General features: G+C 69.4%; 14 protein-coding genes. 8 read left to right on the forward strand and 6 right to left on the reverse strand.

Features of this window, described 5'->3' with window-relative positions:
* Nucleotides 1–10: 10 nt before the first annotated feature.
* The 3 genes from BM385_RS15465 to BM385_RS27825 all read right to left on the reverse strand — a co-directional run bounded on the left by BM385_RS15465 (nt 11) and on the right by BM385_RS27825 (nt 4,345).
* Nucleotides 11–1,891 (reverse strand): DUF2075 domain-containing protein, encoded by a 1,881-nt coding sequence (locus BM385_RS15465; RefSeq protein WP_093843392.1) that lies wholly within the window; start codon nt 1,889–1,891, stop codon nt 11–13.
* Between the two features lie 109 nt (nt 1,892–2,000).
* The gene (locus BM385_RS15470; RefSeq protein ID WP_254791601.1) at nt 2,001–4,055 is read right to left on the reverse strand and encodes a DUF2075 domain-containing protein; all 2,055 of its coding nucleotides are present in this window, start codon (nt 4,053–4,055) and stop codon (nt 2,001–2,003) included.
* A gap of 161 nt (nt 4,056–4,216) precedes the next feature.
* Nucleotides 4,217–4,345, reverse strand: a complete 129-nt coding sequence (locus BM385_RS27825) for a DUF6408 family protein (protein ID WP_246337935.1) — start codon at nt 4,343–4,345, stop codon at nt 4,217–4,219.
* A 481-nt stretch (nt 4,346–4,826) separates the two neighbouring features.
* On the opposite strand from BM385_RS27825, the gene BM385_RS15475 reads away from it, so the two are divergent.
* Entirely contained in the window at nt 4,827–5,579 is a 753-nt protein-coding gene (locus BM385_RS15475; RefSeq protein ID WP_019434849.1) for a GntR family transcriptional regulator, read from the forward strand.
* A 4-nt stretch (nt 5,580–5,583) separates the two neighbouring features.
* Here the strand turns inward: BM385_RS15475 and BM385_RS15480 are convergent, their stop codons facing one another.
* The 3 genes from BM385_RS15480 to BM385_RS15490 all read right to left on the reverse strand — a co-directional run bounded on the left by BM385_RS15480 (nt 5,584) and on the right by BM385_RS15490 (nt 9,100).
* Nucleotides 5,584–8,064 (reverse strand): SpoIIE family protein phosphatase, encoded by a 2,481-nt coding sequence (locus BM385_RS15480; protein ID WP_093843394.1) that lies wholly within the window; start codon nt 8,062–8,064, stop codon nt 5,584–5,586.
* Between the two features lie 98 nt (nt 8,065–8,162).
* Nucleotides 8,163–8,366, reverse strand: a complete 204-nt coding sequence (locus BM385_RS27830; protein WP_078576248.1) for a hypothetical protein — start codon at nt 8,364–8,366, stop codon at nt 8,163–8,165.
* The gene (locus BM385_RS15490; protein ID WP_093843395.1) at nt 8,363–9,100 is read right to left on the reverse strand and encodes a TPM domain-containing protein; all 738 of its coding nucleotides are present in this window, start codon (nt 9,098–9,100) and stop codon (nt 8,363–8,365) included. Before BM385_RS15490 ends, BM385_RS27830 begins: the two co-directional genes overlap by 4 nt.
* Nucleotides 9,101–9,261: 161 nt before the next feature.
* On the opposite strand from BM385_RS15490, the gene BM385_RS15495 reads away from it, so the two are divergent.
* The 7 genes from BM385_RS15495 to BM385_RS15525 all read left to right on the forward strand — a co-directional run bounded on the left by BM385_RS15495 (nt 9,262) and on the right by BM385_RS15525 (nt 19,425).
* Nucleotides 9,262–11,283: an ABC transporter family substrate-binding protein gene (locus tag BM385_RS15495; RefSeq protein WP_093843396.1), complete on the forward strand. Its 2,022-nt coding sequence runs from the start codon at nt 9,262–9,264 to the stop codon at nt 11,281–11,283.
* Nucleotides 11,284–11,460: 177 nt separating this feature from the next.
* Nucleotides 11,461–13,329: a translational GTPase TypA gene (typA, locus tag BM385_RS15500; protein ID WP_093843397.1), complete on the forward strand. Its 1,869-nt coding sequence runs from the start codon at nt 11,461–11,463 to the stop codon at nt 13,327–13,329.
* Nucleotides 13,330–13,713: 384 nt separating this feature from the next.
* A complete protein-coding gene (locus tag BM385_RS15505) occupies nt 13,714–15,354 on the forward strand; it encodes a peptide ABC transporter substrate-binding protein (protein ID WP_019434854.1) in 1,641 nt (546 codons plus the stop codon).
* A gap of 80 nt (nt 15,355–15,434) precedes the next feature.
* Nucleotides 15,435–16,364 carry an ABC transporter permease gene (locus BM385_RS15510; protein WP_093843398.1) on the forward strand — a complete coding sequence of 310 codons (930 nt, stop codon included), beginning with the start codon at nt 15,435–15,437 and terminating at the stop codon, nt 16,362–16,364.
* Nucleotides 16,357–17,319: an ABC transporter permease gene (locus BM385_RS15515; protein ID WP_019434856.1), complete on the forward strand. Its 963-nt coding sequence runs from the start codon at nt 16,357–16,359 to the stop codon at nt 17,317–17,319. The genes BM385_RS15510 and BM385_RS15515 overlap by 8 nt, the downstream gene beginning before the upstream one ends.
* Before the next feature lie 14 nt (nt 17,320–17,333).
* Nucleotides 17,334–18,377 (forward strand): ABC transporter ATP-binding protein, encoded by a 1,044-nt coding sequence (locus BM385_RS15520; RefSeq protein ID WP_175543004.1) that lies wholly within the window; start codon nt 17,334–17,336, stop codon nt 18,375–18,377.
* Complete coding sequence (locus BM385_RS15525; protein ID WP_019434858.1) at nt 18,370–19,425, forward strand: ABC transporter ATP-binding protein; 1,056 nt, start codon at nt 18,370–18,372, stop codon at nt 19,423–19,425. Before BM385_RS15520 ends, BM385_RS15525 begins: the two co-directional genes overlap by 8 nt.
* Nucleotides 19,426–19,554: the final 129 nt, after the last annotated feature.

Below are 19,554 nucleotides of genomic sequence, written 5' to 3' on the forward strand. Positions count from 1 at the left end.
GGCGGAGACGTCACACCGCCGCGAAGCTCGAGGCCGCGCCGATCAGCTCCCGCAGTTTGGCCCGGGTCTCGGCGTCGGTCGAGTACACGATGGTGCCGATCATGCCGCGGGTCAGCAGGACCTTATAGGTGTTGCGGATCAGTCGGCTGACGTCTTCATCGGGTGTCGACTTCTTGAAGACGGGGTCCTTCGACGCACCGCGGTTGACGTGCCACCCGTCCCCGCGCCAGACGAGGTCGGGGCCGATGATGACGCCACTCCAGTCGTATTCGAAGCCCTGCGCCGTGTACACGCAGCCCACCTGTCCGAAGCCGGCCGGGTCCGTGGCCCACAGAGCGGCCGGGGGCGCGCCCCCGACGGCTCGGTCGCCGTAGACGTTCCAGGGGCGGCGCCAGTCTCCGATGACCACGTCGGCGGGCAGCGCCTGCCCGGGCGGGACCTTCTTCGTCCAATTCCAGCAGTAACCGGCGGACATACGCGCGGTGTAGCCCTGGGAGCGCCGTTCTTCCAGAAGAGCCTCCAACTCCTGAGGAGTGTCCGCAATCAGGAGCTGCATCTTGCCGTCGGGCTTCCAGGTCACATGACCTCCCGGCTCCAGCCCCAGCAGGCGCAGCACCCAGAGGAGATAGGCTTCGCTGCCGCCGCACCGGAACTGGCTGTCGAGCGACACTACCCGGCACGTCAGATTCTTCTTCGCGGCGATTGCTTCGATTTCCGCGACCGTGCCCATTTCGCCGGGCCGGACGACCTGGTGCTCGTCCAGCAGGAAGACGGGAACGCGCGCGGCGTCGATGAGTTCTTCGACCTGTGCCTTGCCGGTGCGGTTCACCGCCGGTGTGTAGCGATTCGCCGAGGTTTCCCGCATACGATGAGCTTCGTCGCAGATCAGGACGTCGAGGCCGTTGTGCTCGGCGGTCATGAAGCTGTTGAAGTACTTGAAGAGGTCCCGCACCTCGCGCTTCCGTGTTCCTGCGACCTTTCTCATCGTCGTGGTGAACGACTGGGAGCCGGTGGCGTGGAGAGCAGTGATCTTCTGACGGTAGAGCTCTCCGAGGAGTGACAACGCGATGACGCTCTTTCCCGTCCCCGGCCCGCCTGTGACGATCACGACTTCTTTGTGATCCGACCGTTTGGCTCGCCGGACGGCGTTCAGGACGGTGCGGTAGGCGACTTGCTGCTCATCCAGCAACACGAATTGCTCGCGCTCACGGACCTCTTGGGCCGCGACCGCCATGAGCTGTGTGGACGGCCCGACCTTTCCGTTGATGAGATGGTCCGCGGCGGCAACCCCCGGGGCGCTGCTCAGTCTCGAGCGCAGAAAGTCGATGAACTCGGCCCGTCGTGATCCGATGAAGAGCTGGCCGTACTGATCCTCTTGTGCTTCGAAGAGCCCGCCGACACCGAACTCGGTGGCATTGTGCAAGTACGCGGCACCACTGAGTCGTTCGGGGTGTTCGGCCAGCGCCCCGTTGAAGTTGATGAGGTACTGACAGTAACCGCGTACTTGGTCGACGGGATTCAACACCGCGCGCTTGTAGGCATCGACGCGGCACAGCGACGGATCATCGTCGTCCGGTTCGGCGCTGCTCCACTGCTTCAGCTCCACGATCACGTACGACGGCAGCCCGGTTCTCGGATGGACACCGGCCAGTACGGCGTCCGCGCGCTTACTGTTCAGCGGCAGCCCGTACTCCAGGAGCATCTCCACCTGCCCCAACCCCGCGTCGTTCAGGGCACTCGCCAGGACGGGAATGCTCCGCTCCCACGACCGGACCTCGGACGCGCTGGGCCTGTGGCCGTGCACATGAGCGAACTGTTCCGTCAGGCGGAAGAAGAGCCCGCCGGAGAGGCACTCGGCAGCGACCAAGGCGGCGGAGTCTCGGAACAACACAGGATGCCCCCGGGCAGCACGAAGGAACTCGTGCGGGTGGGGGCATGTCCTCGTTGACTCCGCGCGGCGGAGCGGAAGCCCGGCGGGCCGCAGCTACGACGGATCAAGGCTACCCGCGGCGTCTCCTGTGAGCAGGTGGCAGGTGAGATCCTTCGGCGGTGAGCCTGGGCTCGGCACCGTCGTAGTGCTGCATACCGATCGTCCCGGGGATGAGCTCCCGCAGGGCGTTGTGCGTCGCCGGGTCCACGGCATAGAGGACGGTCCCGACGACGCCCCGGGTCAGCAGCACGTGGTAGGCGTTACGAATGCACCGGGTGACCATCGCGTCATCGATTCCTCGGTCGAACGCGCCATCCTCGGACGCCGTCCGGCTCACCCTGAAAGCGCCGTCCCGGTACAGGAGGTCCGGGCCGATGATGACACCGTTCCAGTCGTACTCGAACGTCTGTGCCGTATAGACGCAGCCAATCTGTCCGATGCCGCGGGCATCGGTCGCCCACACGTCCGACCGGGGCGCGTGCGGCACGGTGTGCTCGGGTTTCACGTTCCAGGGCCGGTGCCAGTCCCCGATCTGCACGTCGTTCACGAGCGTGTGCCCCGCGGGTGGGCTCCAAGGCCAGCAGAACCCCGCGGTGATGCGTGCGGTCATCCCTTCGAGTCCTCGTTCCTGAATGAAGCGCTCCATCTGCTCCGGAGAATCCGCCACGGTGAGCGTCATCCGCCCGTCGGGCTCCCAGCTCACCGGGTCGGAGTCGTCCAGCCCCAGCAACTGCTGCACCCAGCTCCGGAACCTCAGACTGCCTCCCGCTCGGAAGGTCCCACTGAGATCGGTCACTTCGACCCGGCACCCCATGCTCTCGGCGACTTCCTTCAAGTACCGGGCCGTTCCGACCTCGTCCGGACGGATCGACTGGTGGTCGTCGAGGAGGAAGACCGGGACCTTGGCGGCTCTGATCAGCTCCGTGGCCTGTGGCCGGTCGTCGTCCCGAACCTCTTTCCGGGTGTAGCGGTGCGTCGAATTGCGCCGCATGCGGTGAGCCTCGTCGCAGATCAGCACCTCGACGCTGTCCGGCGGAGCATCGGCGAAGCTGTTGAAGTAGCGGTACAGCCGGCGAGCCAGGGCCTTCTTTTGCGCCACTTCTCCCCGGCGAGCCGTGCTGCTGGTGATCTCCCGCAGGGTTTCCGTGTAGGCGTGGGATCCGCTCGCGAGCACGGCTTCGTGGCCCTTCTGGTTGAACACACGCTGCAACTGCAGGGCTACGGCACTCTTGCCGCTACCTGGGCCCCCGCGGAGGATGTACACGCGTTTGGGCTCTGCTACAGAAGTGCTCCCGGTGGGAGTCGGTTCGTAGAACAGCCCGACTTTGAGGCCGGTGAGTGGAGCGGTCTTCTCGAGGTGTCTGCTGATCCGGTCGAACGCCACGTACTGCTCGTCCAGAAGCTCGAGACCGCCATTCTTGACCGAGCGCTGCCGGGCGATGTCAGTGACTTTGAGCAGTGGGTAGCGACGTGCCCGGCGCAGCGCTTCGGCGGCCGGTTTCCCGGATGCGGGAGCGAATCTGCCGACGAGCAACTGCCGGAAGCGCTCCATGTCGTCCAGCGTGTAGAGAAACCCGTGGTTGGACTCGGGCAGCTTGAAGAGTGCTTCCACGCCGGCGTCCCGTGCGTTGTGGAGCAGCGCCACACCCTTCAGCCGCTCGGGGTCCTCCTGCAGGTGCGCGAGATAGCGCACCATGTAGTCGCAGTAACGCTGTATCTGACGGACGGGATGGAGCTTGTGCTTTCCGTCGCCGAACCCGAGGTCCACGGCGATTGGACAAGCGCTGTCGACTGTCGCATGCCGAACCTGCTTCAGTTCGATGGCCAGGTAGGAGTCCGACCCGGTGCCCGGGTGTCGGCCGCAGAGGACGAGGTCGACCGCCGAGTTGGTGTGGGGCAGGTCGACCTCGACCTGCACCTCGACTTCTCCTCGTCCGGTTTCCAGTAGTGCTTTGACCACCACCGGAATGCTTTTGTCCCACGATTCCACATCACCGCGGGTGGGCTCGCGCCCGTTGGCCGAGGTGTAGGCGCCGATCAGCCGCTCGGTGAGCGGGAGGCGCTGCGAGGTGGAGCGGGGGACGATGAGGCGATCGCATTCGGCTGCAGACAGTTGCAGGAGCACAGGGTTCCCCGGGCACGAGTGGACTCGCGCGGGTGGGGGCATGTCCCTTGCGGCTCCGCCGAAGCGGAGCGGAAGCCCGTCGGGCCGCGATGACTATCGGTAGATTAGCCGGGCCTCGACAGGGTCGGGGCGGGCCCCGGAAGCCCGCCCGCCGCCCCGGCTCAGCCGAGGCGGTGCACCACAGCCTGCGCCAGTGCCCACATCAGGTTTGAGCCGAGGCCCGCTGTGATGCCCACCAGGACATCACGGAACCAGATCCGGGGCTTGGGCGTGTACTCGTTGGTGGCCATGGGGAACGCGTCCCTTCGGTCGTAGCCGGTGACGGCGCCGGATGGCTCCCGCCGGGAACGCACCGTGGGCCGAGCCGACGGACCGAAAGTTCACATTTCCGCAACCATCTCGCGTACACCCTCCGGGGAGAAACGCGGTGCGGGACAACGCTAACGCATGGCTGGAAGGTCTGCGCAGAAATGTATCGGCATGCACTGCACGTCAGCTGACGGCGTGAAAGGCATGAGTGGTAGGACGCGGGCGCCCCTTCCGTTCCGCGCGCTTGCGCCCGTGCACCGTGCACAATTCACCACCAGGTGCAGATCCGGGGCGGTGCGGGCGGGAACGGGGTATCTCCGCATCATTCAGTGAACGGTGCTGGTCACAGTGGGTCATCACTTCGGGTGATTCGGTGGCCAGCTCTTGCGGATGGCAACCCTCCGTTGCCAAGCTGTTGCTGTTTGTGAAGAGCAGCAGGCAGGATCAAGGCCGGGAGGGCTTATGCCGTTCGGTGAGCAGCCCGCTTATCTGAAGGTGGCCGAGGATCTGCGGCAGCAGATCGCGGATGGGCGGTTGCCGCCGCACACCCGGCTTCCCTCTCAGGCGAGCATCCGGGCCCAGTACGGGGTGTCCGACACCGTGGCGCTGGAGGCGCGGAAGGTGCTGATGGCGGAGGGGCTGGTGGAGGGGCGGTCCGGGTCCGGGACGTATGTGCGGGAGCGGCCGGCGCCGCGGCGGATCTCGCGCAGTGGGTACCGGACGATCGGGGAGTGCTCGCCCTTCCGGCAGGAGCAGACGGATGAGCGGGTGCGGGGGACGTGGGAGGGGAAGAGCGAGCAGATCACCGCGCCGGACGCGGTGGCCGGGCGGCTGGGGATCGCGACGGGTGATCCGGTGATGTGTACGCGGTACGTGTTCCGTACCGGGAACGAGCCGGTGATGATGTCCACCTCCTGGGAGCCGCTGTCGGTCACCGGCCGGACGCCGGTGATGCTGCCGGAGGAGGGGCCGCTGGGCGGGCGTGGGGTGGTGGAGCGGATGGCGGCCATCGACATCCAGGTGGACAACGTGGCCGAGGAGGTCGGCGCCCGGCCCGCGCTGGCGGCCGAGGCGCGGGTGCTGGGCGGGTTGGCCGGGCACGCGGTGCTGGTGATCACCCGGACGTACCGGGCCGGCGGGCTGCCGGTGGAGACGGCGGATGTGGTGGTTCCGGCCGACCGGTTCCGGATCGCGTACCACCTGCCGGTGCGGTGATCCGTCAGGGCAGGAGGAGTTCGAACCAGACCGTCTTGCCGTCCGCTCCCTGGCGGGTGCCCCAGCGGCGGGACTGGCGGGCCACCAGGCGCAGGCCCCGGCCGCCTTCCTCCAGCAGGGCGGAGGTCCGTTCGTGCGGGGGGTCGGGGAGCAGGTCGGAGACCTCCACCAGGAGGGAGGTGCCGCGCACCATGCGGACGCCGACCGGGCCGTGCGCGTACCGCAGGGAGTTGGTGACCAGTTCGCTGACCAGCAGCACGGTGGTGTCCACCAGGGGTTCCAGGTCCCAGTCCAGGAGCGCGCGGCGCACCGCGCGCCGGGCTTTGCGCGGGGCGTGCGGTTCGGGGGCGAAGATCCACTCGGCGGCGTTGCCCTCGGGCAGCCCGTGCAGCCGGGCGGCGAGCAGCGCGATGTCGTCCGAGGGGCCCGGGGCGCCGCCGCCCGGGCCGGCGTCCGGGGTGAGGCCCTCGACGATCCGGTCGCACAGTTCGTCCAGCGGTCCGCCCGGGGTGCCGCGCTCGGACAGCAGCGTGCACAGCCGCTCCAGGCCGACGGTGATGGACTCGCCGCGGGTCTCGATCAGTCCGTCGGTGTACAGGACGAGGACGGAGCCCTCCGGGACGGTGATCCGGCGTTCCTCGAACGGCACCCCGCCCACCCCGAGCGGGGCGCCGGAGGGCAGGTCGAGCGGGTCGGCCGACCACAGCCCGGTGGCGTCGTCCCGGGTGAGCAGGACGGGCGGCAGGTGGCCGGCCTTGGCCAGGACGCACTCGCGGGAGGCCGGGTCGTACACCGCGTACAGGCAGGTCGCCCACAGCTGGTCGTCGGGGGCCTGGGCGAGGTCCTCGCTGAGGTCGTCCACCCGGCGCAGCAGTTCGGCGGGGGCCAGTTCGAGGCCGGCCAGGGTGCGGACGGCGGTGCGCAGCCGGCCCATGGTGGCGGCGGCGCGCAGGCCGTGGCCCATGACGTCGCCGACGACGAACGCGACCCGGCCGCCGGCCAGCGGGATGACGTCGAACCAGTCGCCGCCGACCTCGGTGCCCACGCTGCCGGGCACGTAGCGGTGGCTGACCGCGACGCCCGGCGGCTGGGGGACGCTCTGCGGCAGCAGGCTGCGCTGGAGGGTGAGGGCGGATTCGCGTTCGCGGGCGTAGAGCCGGGCGTTGTCGAGGGAGATGGCGGCGCGCCCGGCCACCTCCATGGCCAGCGCCTGGTCCTCCCGGTCGAAGGCGGCGCGCTGTCCGGCGCGGGTGAGGATGATGAGGCCGAGCACGGTGCCCCGGGCGCGCAGCGGCAGGATCAGCATGGAGTGGACGCCGAGGTCGAGGGCGGCCCGCACCTTGGGGGAGTCGCTGCCGAGGGTGGCGAGCGAGTCGATGAGCATCGGGTGGCCGGTGCGCAGCACGGTGCTGAACGGGGAGCCGGGTTCGAAGGTGATGGTCTCGCCGGCTTCCAGGGCGGTGTCGGTCTGGGCGCTGTGCTGTTTGGCGGCGGTGCCGAGCTGGAGCACCGGGGTGTCGGGCAGTTGTTCGGCGCTGGGCAGGTCGTTGCCCTCGGCGACGGGGGCGAGGAGTTCCACGGCGGTGTAGTCGGCGAACCGGGGCACCAGCAGCTGGGCGAGCGAGCCGGCGATGAGGTGGACGTCGAGGAGGTCGCCGAGGGAGCTGCCGATGTCGTCGAGCATGGCGAGCCGCTGCCGGGCGCGTTCGATGCGGGCCAGGGCCTCGCGGCGGGCGGTGACGTCCATGACGGTGGAGCTGACCCCGACGGTGCGGCCGTCGCGGTCGGTGAGCCGGCCGAAGGACATGGAGTGGGCGCGGACGCCGTCGCCGGCCTGGACGACCAGGTCGGTGACGGGGTTGCCGGTGCGCAGCACGTCGCTCTGCATGGCGTGGATCCGCGGGGCGGTGGGGGCGGGGAGGATGTCGAGGAGGGTTTTGCCGAGCAGGTCGTCGGGGGTGGCGTCGTGCATGCGGGCGAGGGTCTCGTTGACGCGGACGAGCCGCTGTTCGGTGTCGAAGATGCCGATGCCGAGCGCGGAGGCGGTGAAGAGGGCGTCGAAGGCGGCCAGGTCCTGTTCGATGCCGGTCATCCGGGAGGTCTCCACCAGGTTGGCCAGGATGAACGGGGTGCCGCCGGCGTCCAGCAGCAGGGCGGCGCGCCCTTCCAGGGGGATGATGTGCCCGTCGCGGTGGCGCAGCCGGAGCCGGCCGCGCCAGTGCCGGCGCTGCCGCAGGGTGGCGTGGATGCGGCCGACGGTGGCGGGGGCGTGGCCGGGGGCGAGGAGTTCGGTGAGCCGGCGGCCGACGGCGTCCCGGTCGTGCCAGCCCAGCAGTTCGCGGGCCATGGGGCTCCACAGCCGGATGGTGCCGCGCTCGTCCAGCATGATGATGGCCACGCGCAGCACATCGAGCAGTGAGCGCTCGTCGCTCCGGGCCGGGGGGACCGGTGTGAGTCCGGACGGCTCGGACGGGTTGGTCGTCACACGCTCCTGCCCCCGCTCGGGTACGTCTTCTCCGGATGATAACGGTATCCGGATAAATCGGACCAATTGTCCGATACCCATCGGGTGGCGCAGGGGGATCAGCGGGGAGTGCGGGCTCCCGCCTCGACCCGTTCGACGAGATAGCGACCGGGTTCGGGAAGGGGGCGTACGCCGGGGCCGGCTTCGAGGCGCCGGATGAGCCGTTGCGCTTCGGCGCGCGTGGCGCAATGCCCTATGCGATAGCGACTGCCGTTTTCATCCTGCCGGATCACCTGCCATGGCCGCAGGTTGGTGTCGTTCATTCCTCACCCCCGGTCTGCATATGCCAGACCATACGCCTGTGCCTCACCCCGCGCACACGGATTGGCCGACGGACCGGCCAACAACCTCCACCCAATGGCCGGTTGTCGTCACTTGCGGCGCGGTCCGCGCCCGCCCCGGGCACCGCGTGCCACCAGATAGCACAGCACCAGGACCCCGGCCGCGAACACCGCGATCGGCAGCACCACCGGGGTCCCCCCGCTCCCCGGCGCCGCCCCCGGGGGTTCGCCGGCCCGGTCGACGGCGCGGGGGTCGGTACGGGCGCTCCCTCGCGCACCGCCGCGAGCCCCCGCGCCGCCCTGATCGCCGCCCCGGCCCAGTCGTGCCGCTCCACCGCCGGCCCCACCGCCGTGCGCCGGATCTCGTCGATCTGCTCCGGTGTCAGACCCGAGGAGGCGTCCACCGAGAAGGCGAACGCGCCCTCCGCCGTCCCGACCGCCAGCAGGACCGCCTCCGCCGGCAACTGGTTGCGCTCCGCCGTGGCGTCGGTCCAGGTCTGCGCGGTGAGCCCCGCGAAGTCCCGTACGTACGCCACGTACAGCCGCAGCCCCTCCCCGGCGACGTCCGCGACGGCCGTCCGCACCTCCTCCTCCCGGCCGTCCAGGGCCCGCACCCGGTCGGTCACCCCGCCCGCGCCGTCCAGCTCGATCGGGTACTCGGCGGGCAGCAGCAGCGCCGTCACCCCGGCCAGTGCGGTGAGACATCGCAGCAGCATCCTTCGACGCTATGCGCGCCGGCGGCGCGGTGCCGGGCCCCGTACGCCGCTCGGGTGGGCGCCGCCCCGTGCACGCCGTGTCGCCGCCCGCGCCCCTGGCGGCTCGCCTTGAGTGGGACGGTCCCCTTTATACGTGTGATGAGCCCACCGGAGGTATCGGCATGCGTCCCCCCGTGACCCGCCGCCCCAGGCCCAGGGCGCTGGCGCTGCTGCTCGCCGGGACCCTGTCCCTGACCGCCGCCCTCAGCGGCTGCGGCAGCGACACCGGGCCCGACCGCTCCGGAGCCTCCGGCGCCGCGCAGTCGCTCACCCTCGCCGACCGCGCCGAGCTGCGCACCGGCGGCACCCTGCGCTGGGGCGTCGCCGACCTGCCCGCCACCCTCAACGCCTTCTCTCCGGAGGCGGGGCCGGTCACCGACCAGGTGGCCGCCGCCGTCCTGCCCGCGCTGTTCACCCTGGACGAGCGCGGCCGGCCGCAGCTGAACACCGACTACCTCCGATCCGCCGAGATCACCGCCCGCGAGCCCCGGCAGACCGTCGTCTACACCCTGCACCCCCAGGCCGTCTGGAGCGACGGGCGGGCCGTGGAGGCCGCCGACTTCATCGCCCAGTGGCGCGCGCTCTCCGGCGGCGAGGGCAGCCACCCGGCCGCCCGCAACGCCGGTTACGACCGGATCGAGTCCGTCACCGAGGGGCCCGGCGACGGCCAGGTGCAGGTCACCTTCCACAAGCCCTACGCGGACTGGAAGTCGCTGTTCACCCCGCTGTACCCCAAGGCCGTCACCGAGGACGCCGCCGCGTTCGGCACCGGCACCCGCGACACGCTGCCCGCCACCGCCGGCCCCTTCGGGCTCGGGGACCTCGACCGCGAGGCAGGCACCCTCAGCCTCACCCGCTCCGCCACCTGGTGGGCCGACCCCGCGCTGCTGGACGAGCTGGTCCTCACCGCCGTCCCGGCTGCCGAGCGCGGCGCGGCACTGGAGGACGGCAGCCTGGAGGTGGCCGAAATCCAGCCGGCCGACGCCACCCGCCTCGCCGCGGCGGAGGAGGACGGCGAGCCCGTCGCGTACACCGTCCACCGCGCCTACGCCGCCGCCTACACCCAGCTCGCGCTCAACGGCCGCTCCGGCGCGCTGAAGGACGAACGGGTGCGCTGGGCCGTGGCCCGCGCCATCGACCGCGAGGCGCTGGCCGCCGAGGTGCACGAGCCGGCCGGGCTGCCGGTACGGGCGCTCGGCAGCCATCTGCGGACCCTGGACCAGATCGGCTACCAGGACAACAGCGACGCGCTCGGCGGCTTCAGCACCGAGGAGGCCGGCAAGCTGCTCGACGAGGCCGGCTGGAGGGGCGGCCCGGGGGAGGAGGACGAGGGCGAGGAACCGGCGGCCGGAGATGCCGCGGACGGCAAGGCCCCGGCCGCCGTCGTGGCCGGGCCGCTGAGCGCCGAGAGCGCCGCCGCCGGGCACAGCGCCGCCCTGCTGCGCCAGGCCGCCGGGGCCCAGCGGACGCTCGAGGGCGACGGTGACGGTGACGGTGACGGTGAGGGCGAGGGCGACGGTGACGCCGGTACGGCCGAGCAGCTGGAGGAGGAGGCCGCCGCAGCCGAGGAGCGCGCCCGCGAGCTGGCCGACCGCGCGGCAGGACCGGTCCGTACCGATGAACACGGCACCGAGCTGACCCTGCGCTTCGTCGTCCCGGACGGGGACGCCGGCGCCCGGCAGCGCCGGATCGCCGACCGCATCACCGCCATGCTGAGCGCCGCCGGCATCCGCGCCGAGCCGACCGAGGTCCCCGCCCACGCCTTCTTCAGCGACCACATCAGTACCGGCGACTTCGACCTCGCCCTGTACTCCTGGCCCGCCAGCGGCTACCCGGCCACCGACGCCGCCCCGCTGTTCGCCAAGCCGGTGCCGGACAAGGACGGGGGTCTCGCCGTCCAGCAGAACTACAGCCGGATCGGTACCGACCACATCGACCAGTTGCTGGCCCAGGCGGCCGGCGAACTGGACGAGGAGGAGCAGCACCGGCTGCTCAACCAGGCCGACGCCCGGCTGTGGGCGCTGACCGGCTCGCTGCCGCTCTTCCAGCGCCCGCAGCTGGTGGCGGTCGACGCCGGGCTGGCCGGGGTGGGCGCCTTCGGCCTGGCCACCCCCCGGTACCAGGACATCGGCTACCGCGTCTGACCGCCCGGACGAGCGCGGACGGAGCCCGGAAGGGCATGGAACGGAGCGCGGACGAGGGGCTCGCGAGCCCGGCGCGAGCACGGTGGCGCGCCGGGCCCCGTACGATAGCGGTACAGGCCGGTGTACATATCTGCCGAGCCGCTCACCTCCCTCGTCTCGGAAGAAGCACCGTCAGCCATGCCCACGCGCCAGGACATCCGCAATGTCGCCATCGTCGCCCACGTCGATCACGGCAAGACGACGCTGGTCGACGCCATGCTCAAGCAGGCGGGAGCCTTCGCCGCCCACCAGCACGTCGACGACCGGGTGATGGACTCGGGCGATCTGGAGCGCGAGAAGGGCATCACCATTCTCGCGAAGAACACCGCCGTCAAGTACCACCCCAAGGGCGGCGGCGCCCCGATCGTCATCAACATCATCGACACCCCCGGCCACGCCGACTTCGGCGGTGAGGTCGAGCGCGGCCTGTCCATGGTCGACGCCGTGGTCCTGCTCGTGGACGCCTCCGAGGGCCCGCTGCCGCAGACCCGTTTCGTGCTGCGCAAGGCCCTCCAGGCCCGGCTCCCCGTCATCCTGTGCGTCAACAAGACCGACCGGTCCGACGCCCGGATCTCCGAGGTCCTCAACGAGACCTACGACCTCTTCCTCGACCTGGACGCCGACGAGGACCAGATCGAGTTCCCGATCGTGTACGCCTGCGCGCGCGACGGGATCGCCTCGCTGACCCAGCCGGCCGACGGCACCGTCCCGGCCGACAGCGACAGCCTGGAGCCGTTCTTCTCCACCCTGCTCTCCGCCGTGCCCGCCCCGGTGTACGAGGAGGACGCCCCGCTCCAGGCGCACATCACCAACCTGGACGCGGACAACTTCCTGGGCCGGATCGCGCTGTGCCGCGTCAAGCAGGGCGAGCTGCGCAAGGGCCAGACCGTGGCCTGGATGAAGCGGGACGGCTCGCAGCAGCAGGTCCGCATCTCCGAGCTGCTCATGACGGACGGCCTGACCCGCAAGCCGGCGGAGGTGGCCGGGCCCGGCGACATCTGCGCCGTGGCCGGTATCCCGGACATCATGATCGGTGAGACGCTCGCCGACCCGGAGAACCCGGTGGCGCTGCCGCTGATCACCGTGGACGAGCCGGCCATCTCCATGACCATCGGGACGAACACCTCCCCGCTGGTCGGCAAGGGCGGCAAGGGCCACAAGGTGACCGCGCGGCTGGTCAAGGACCGTCTTGACCGCGAGCTGATCGGCAATGTGTCGCTGCGCGTGCTGCCCACCGAGCGGCCGGACGCCTGGGAGGTGCAGGGCCGCGGTGAGCTGGCGCTGGCCATCCTGGTGGAGCAGATGCGCCGCGAGGGCTTCGAGCTGACGGTCGGCAAGCCCGAGGTGGTGACCCGGGAGATCGACGGCAAGACGCACGAGCCGGTCGAGCGGATGACCATCGACGCGCCGGAGGAGTTCCTGGGCGCGATCACCCAGCTGATGGCCTCCCGCAAGGGCCGGATGGAGACCATGACCAACCATGGCTCGGGCTGGGTGCGGATGGAGTTCCTGGTGCCCTCGCGCGGGCTGATCGGGTTCCGTACCGAGTTCCTGACCGACACCAAGGGCACCGGTATCGCGCACAGCATCTTCGAGGGCCACGAGCCGTGGGCGGGCGAGCTGCGCACCCGGCAGAGCGGGTCGCTGGTGGCGGACCGCTCCGGTACGGCCACCCCGTACGCGATGCTCAATCTCCAGGAGCGCGGCACGATCTTCGTCGAGCCGGGCACCGAGGTGTACGAGGGCATGATCGTCGGCGAGAACTCGCGGGCCGACGACATGGACGTCAACATCACCAAGGAGAAGAAGCTCACCAACATGCGGGCGGCGGCCTCGGATACGACCGAGAATCTCGTTCCGCCGCGCAAGCTCTCCCTGGAGCAGTCGCTGGAGTTCTGCCGTGAGGACGAGTGCGTGGAGGTCACGCCGGTCGAGGTGCGGATCCGCAAGGTCCAGCTCGACCAGCGGGATCGGGCGCGGGCGGCGTCGCGGGCCAAGCGGCAGTAGTCGGCGGGGATTTCCCCGTCAGTAGCTCTGCGTTCAGCGCGGGCTACCGGATGTATCGAATTCTGTCAAGGTTCGATCCGGTCGCTCGCGCTGAGTTGTGTTCGTTATGCGAACGAAATGGGGCGATGTTCGTCACATCAGTCCGCATATCGGTGACTCCAGGGGGTGGATATGTCCGGATTGCCTGATCTCACCTCCCTATCTTCATCAAAATGAAATCGGCAATCGGTGGTTCACCGAAGTTTTATGCCCAATAGTTGGGGGCATTGCGCTCAGGCTTTCGCCGGGTGCGGCTGCTGGACACTTTGGGTATTCAACGCGTGTTGAGCCCATCGCGCTCCGCGGCTTTTCAGCAACGAACCGGACTCCCAAGGAGGCAAGCCCATGCGTGGTGCGCGCAGCGCCAAGTGGGCCGCAGTGGCGATCGTTGTGGCCCTGGCCGCGACCGCCTGTGGTAGCGACGACGACAACGGCGGCAGCGGCGATGGCGGCAACGCGTCCGGCAACGCCTCGGGCATCGTCAAGGTGGACGGCGGCGAGCCCCAGTCGGCTCTGCTCCCCACCAGCACCAATGAGCAGTTCGGCTCGCTGGTGATCAAGAACGTCTTCGCGAACCTGCTGGACTTCGAGGACGACGGCTCCATCAAGTACGTCGCGGCCGAGTCCATCGAGTCGAACGACGACGCCTCGGTGTGGACCATCAAGCTGAAGGACGGCTTCACCTTCCACGACGGCGAGAAGGTCACCGCCCAGCACTACGTGGACGCCTGGAACTGGGCCGCCAACGTCGAGAACGGCCAGAGCCAGAGCGCCTGGTTCGAGGACATCGAGGGCTACGCGGACGTCCACCCCTCGGAGGAGGGCGCCGAGCCCACCGCCGACACCATGTCCGGCCTGAAGGTTGTCGACGACACCACCTTCGAGGTCACGCTGGCCAACCCGGTCTCGTACTACGAGTACAAGCTGGGTTACCACGTCTTCGCGCCGCTGCCCTCCGCCTTCTACGACGACCCGGACGCCTTCGGCCAGGCGCCGATCGGCCAGGGCCCGTACCAGTTCACCAGCTGGGCGCACAACGAGAAGATCACCCTCACCACCTACGCCGACTACGCCGGTCCGAACAAGGCGCAGAACGGCGGCGTGGAGATCATCGCGTACGACAACCTGAGCACCGCCTACCAGGACCTCCAGTCCGGCAACCTGGACGTGCTGCGCCAGGTCGACCCCAAGGACCTGCCGGTCTACCAGACCGACCTGGGCGACCGCGCCATCGCGCAGCCGTACAACGCCACCCAGTCCATCGTTCCGGCCTTCTACGCCGGCTGGGGCGACCTGGACGACCCGTCCAAGGTCCTCCAGGGCGTCTCGATGGCGATCGACCGGGAGACCATCACCCAGACGGTCCTCAACGGCTCGCGCACCCCGGCCGACAGCTTCACCCCGCCCGGCGTCTTCGGTCACCTGGAGAACGCCGCCGACGGCAAGACCGACTTCAACCCGGAGGAGGCCCGCCGTCTGGTCGAGGAGGGTGGCGGCGTCCCCGGCGACAAGATCACCCTGCAGATCAACGGTGACGGCGGTCACGCCGAGTGGGCCACCGCGGTCTGCAACGACATCATCAAGAACCTGGACGTCGAGTGCGTCCTGGACACCAAGCCGGACTTCGCGACCGACCTGGCCGACCGCCGCGCCGACAAGGTCGTCAGCATGTACCGGGGTGGCTGGCTGCAGGACTACCCGCTGAACGTCAACTTCCTGCGGGATCTGTACAGCAGCACCGCGCCGTCCAACTACGGCCGCTACAGCAACGAAGAGGTCGACGAGCTCTTCAAGCAGGGCGACCAGGCCGGTTCCTTCGACGAGACCGTCACCGCCTACCAGGAGGCCGAGAAGGTCCTCTGGGAGGACATGCCCGCGATCCCGCTCTGGTACCAGAACGTGAACGCCGGCTTCTCGGAGAACGTCGAGAACGTCCACTTCGACGTCGCCGGCCAGCCGGTGATCGAGGACATCACGGTCAAGTAAGACCGCTGCTGCAAGGGGGCCGGTGGCCGCTTCCGTGACCCGGAGCGGCCACCGGCCCTGCCGACTGACATGGAGGAACGATGGGGCGCTACGTCGCGCGGCGACTGCTCCAGATGATCCCGGTGTTCGTGGGGGCGACCTTCATCATCTTCATGATGATGTACGCCCTGCCGGGTGACCCGATAGCCGCACTGTGGGGCGAGCGCGCCCCCGACCCGGCTCAGATGGCCCAGATGAAGAAGGAACTGGGCCTGGACCTGCCGATCATGCAGCAGTACTGGAACTACCTCATCGGGGTCTTCCAGGGTGACTTCGGCATCCAGATCGCCAGCAGACGGCCGGTCATGGACGTGATCGGCGACGCGCTCCCCGCCACCCTCAGACTCACCGTGCTGGCGTTCGTCTTCACCGCCGTCGTCGGCATCGCCATGGGCCTGATCGCCGGTCTGCGGGCCGGCAAGAAGACCGACAGCAGCATCCTCTTCGTCACCCTGCTGCTCATCTCGGTCCCCAGCTTCGTGCTCGGTTACCTGGTGCAGACCTACTTCGGTGTGAAGCTCGGCTGGATCACCCCCTCCGTGCAGGACTCGGAGAACTGGGGCGAGCTGCTGCTGCCCGCGATGGTGCTGGCCGCACTCTCCCTCGCCTATGTCGCGCGGCTGACGCGTACCTCGGTCGCCGAGAACCGGCGCTCCGACTACATGCGCACCGCCCGCGCCAAGGGCCTCACCCAGCGGCGGGCCGTCGGCGTCCACCTGCTGCGCAACTCCATGATCCCGGTGGTCACCTTCCTGGGCGTGGACCTCGGCAACCTGATGACGGGTGCCATCGTCACCGAGGGCATCTTCAACGTGAACGGCATCGGCCGGGCGGTCTTCCGGGCACTCAACACCCGTGAGGGTTCCACGGTCGTCGGCATCGTGACGTTCATGATCATCGTCTACCTCGTTGTCTCCCTGCTCGTCGACCTGCTCTACGCGGTCCTGGACCCGAGGATTCGCTATGCCTGAGGCTCCTGACACCACAGCGACCACCAAGGCCGGCGACGTGAGCAAGACCCCCGAAGGGGTGCTGGTCGCCGAGGCCGGCCCGCCGCCGGGCAAGGCGAGCAGCCTGTGGTCGGACGCCTGGCGCGATCTGCGGCGCAAGCCCAAGTTCGTCATCCCGGCGATCATCATCCTGTTCCTGCTGTTCGTCGCGGCGTTCCCCTCGGTGTTCACCTCCGAGACCCCGCGGCTGGGCGACCTGACCCAGCACTACCTGCAGAAGCCGGAGCTGACCCACTTCTTCCAGCCCGACTGGTTCGGCTACGACCAGCAGGGCCGCAGCATCTACGCCCGCGTGGTGTACGGCACCCGGGCCTCGGTGATCATCGGTATCTCGGTGACCGCGCTGGTCCTGGTCACCGGCGGGATCATCGGCATGCTGGCCGGGTACTTCGGCGGCTGGATCGACGCGGTGCTCTCCCGGATCACCGACACCTTCATGGGCATCCCCTTCATGCTGGGCGCCATGGTCGTGCTGGTCTCCTTCAACGCCCGCACCGAGTGGGTGGTGATCCTGGCCCTGGCCTTCCTGGGCTGGACCACCGTGGCCCGCGTGATGCGCGGTTCGGTGATCACCATCAAGCAGGCCGACTACGTGCAGGCCGCCCGTTCGCTGGGCGCCGGCACCGGACGGATCCTGCTGCGGCACATCCTGCCGAACGCCGCCGCCCCCGTGATCGTGGTGGCGATGGTGGCGCTGGGCGGGTACATCACCGCCGAGGCCACGCTCTCGTACCTGGGTATCGGTCTGTCCGACCCGGCGATCTCCTGGGGCGGGGACATCAACTCCGCCCGGGACCAGATCCGGGTGGCCGAGCACATCCTGATCTTCCCCTCGATCGCGCTGAGCGTGACCATCCTGTCCTTCCTGATGTTGGGTGACGCCGTGCGCGATGCCCTCGACCCCAAGCTGCGCTGAGGGAGTTGACGCGCGTGTCGATCGAACCGGTCGAAATCACCCCGGCGGACGCCCCCGGCGTACCGCTGCTGGAGGTCCGTGACCTCCATGTGGAGTTCCACACCCGGGAGGGCGCGGCCCACGCCGTCAACGGCGTGAGCTACACCGTGGACGCCGGCGAGACGCTGGCCGTGCTCGGTGAGTCGGGCTCCGGGAAGTCGGTGACCGCCCAGACCATCATGGGCATCCTCGACATGCCGCCCGGCAGGATCACCGGCGGGGAGATCCTGTTCCGGGGCCAGGACATGCTCAAGATGTCCGAGGCCCAGCGCCGGAAGATCCGCGGCAACCAGATCGCCATGATCTTCCAGGACGCCCTGTCGTCCCTGAACCCGGTGCTGTCGGTGGGCTTCCAGCTGGGCGAGATGTTCCGGGTGCACCGGGGCGCCTCGCGCAAGGAGGCCAAGGCCAAGGCCATCGAGCTGATGGACCGGGTGCGGATCCCGGCCGCCAAGGAGCGGGTGAACGACTACCCGCACCAGTTCTCCGGCGGTATGCGCCAGCGCATCATGATCGCCATGGCGCTGGCCCTCGAACCCGATGTGATCATCGCGGACGAGCCGACCACCGCCCTGGACGTCACCGTCCAGGCGCAGGTCATGGACCTGCTGGCCGAGCTCCAGCGCGAGCACAACATGGGGCTGATCCTCATCACCCACGACCTGGGCGTGGTCGCGGACGTCGCCGACAAGATCGCGGTGATGTACGCGGGCCGGATCGTGGAGAACGCCCCGGTGCACGAGCTGTACAAGCGGCCGGCGCACCCGTACGCCAAGGGCCTGCTGGAGTCGATACCGCGCCTGGACCTCAAGGGCCAGGAGCTGTACGCGATCTCCGGTCTGCCGCCGAGCCTGACCGCCGTGCCCTCGGGCTGCGCCTTCAACCCGCGCTGCCCGCTGGCCACCGACCAGTGCCGTACGGAGGTTCCTCCGCTGGTGCAGGTCACCGAGCAGGACGGGACGCCGATCACCGGGCGGTCCAGCGCCTGCCACCTGTGGAAGGAGACGATCCATGGCTGACCTCGGCAAGAGCGCGGGCGACCGCGAGCCGATCCTGGAAGTGCGCAACCTCGTCAAGCACTTCCCGCTCACCCAGGGCATCCTCTTCAAGAAGCAGATCGGCGCGGTCAAGGCCGTCGACGACATCTCCTTCTCCCTGTACCGGGGCGAGACGCTGGGCATCGTCGGCGAGTCCGGCTGCGGCAAGTCGACCGTGGCCAAGCTGCTGATGAACCTGGAGACGCCGACGTCCGGCGAGATCTTCTACAAGGGCGAGGACATCAGCAAGCTGTCCGGGCGGGCGCTGAAGGCGGTGCGGCGGAACATCCAGATGGTGTTCCAGGACCCGTACACCTCGCTCAACCCCCGGATGACGGTCGGTGACATCATCGGCGAGCCGTTCGAGATCCACCCCGATGTGGCCCCCAAGGGCGACCGGCGCCGCAAGGTGCAGGAACTGCTGGAGGTCGTGGGGCTCAACCCGGAGTACATCAACCGGTACGCCCACCAGTTCTCCGGCGGGCAGCGGCAGCGGATCGGGATCGCCCGCGGTCTGGCGCTGAACCCGGAGATCATCGTGTGCGACGAGCCGGTCTCGGCGCTGGATGTGTCGGTGCAGGCGCAGGTCATCAACCTGATGGACAAGCTCCAGAAGGAATTCGAGCTGTCGTACCTGTTCATCGCGCATGACCTGTCGATCGTGCGGCACATCTCCGACCGGGTCGGGGTGATGTACCTGGGGAAGATGGCGGAGATCGGCAGCGACACCGAGATCTACGACCACCCGACCCACCCGTACACCCAGGCGCTGCTGTCGGCGGTGCCGCAGGCCGATCCGGAGGGCCGGGAGTCGCGGGAGCGGATCATCCTGACCGGGGACGTGCCCTCGCCGGCGAACCCGCCGTCGGGCTGCCGCTTCCGGACCCGCTGCTGGAAGGCGCAGGACCGGTGTGCGGAGGAGGTGCCGCTGCTGGCGGTGCCGGAGCGGTTCCGCGACTCGGGTGGCGGAGCGGCGCACGACTCGGCGTGCCACTTCGCGGAGGAGAAGGACGTGGTGGGCGCCTCGTGACGTTGTCACCGCGCTGACCAGCTAAGACGGCCACGGCCGCCGGGCATCTGGGATGTCCGGCGGCCGTCGGCATGTGGGGGACGCGGGCGTGTCGGGATGACACGGGAAGCGTAAAACGGACGGAAAGGT

This window comes from Streptomyces harbinensis (assembly GCF_900116145.1).
Lineage (GTDB): Bacteria > Actinomycetota > Actinomycetes > Streptomycetales > Streptomycetaceae > Streptomyces > Streptomyces carpaticus.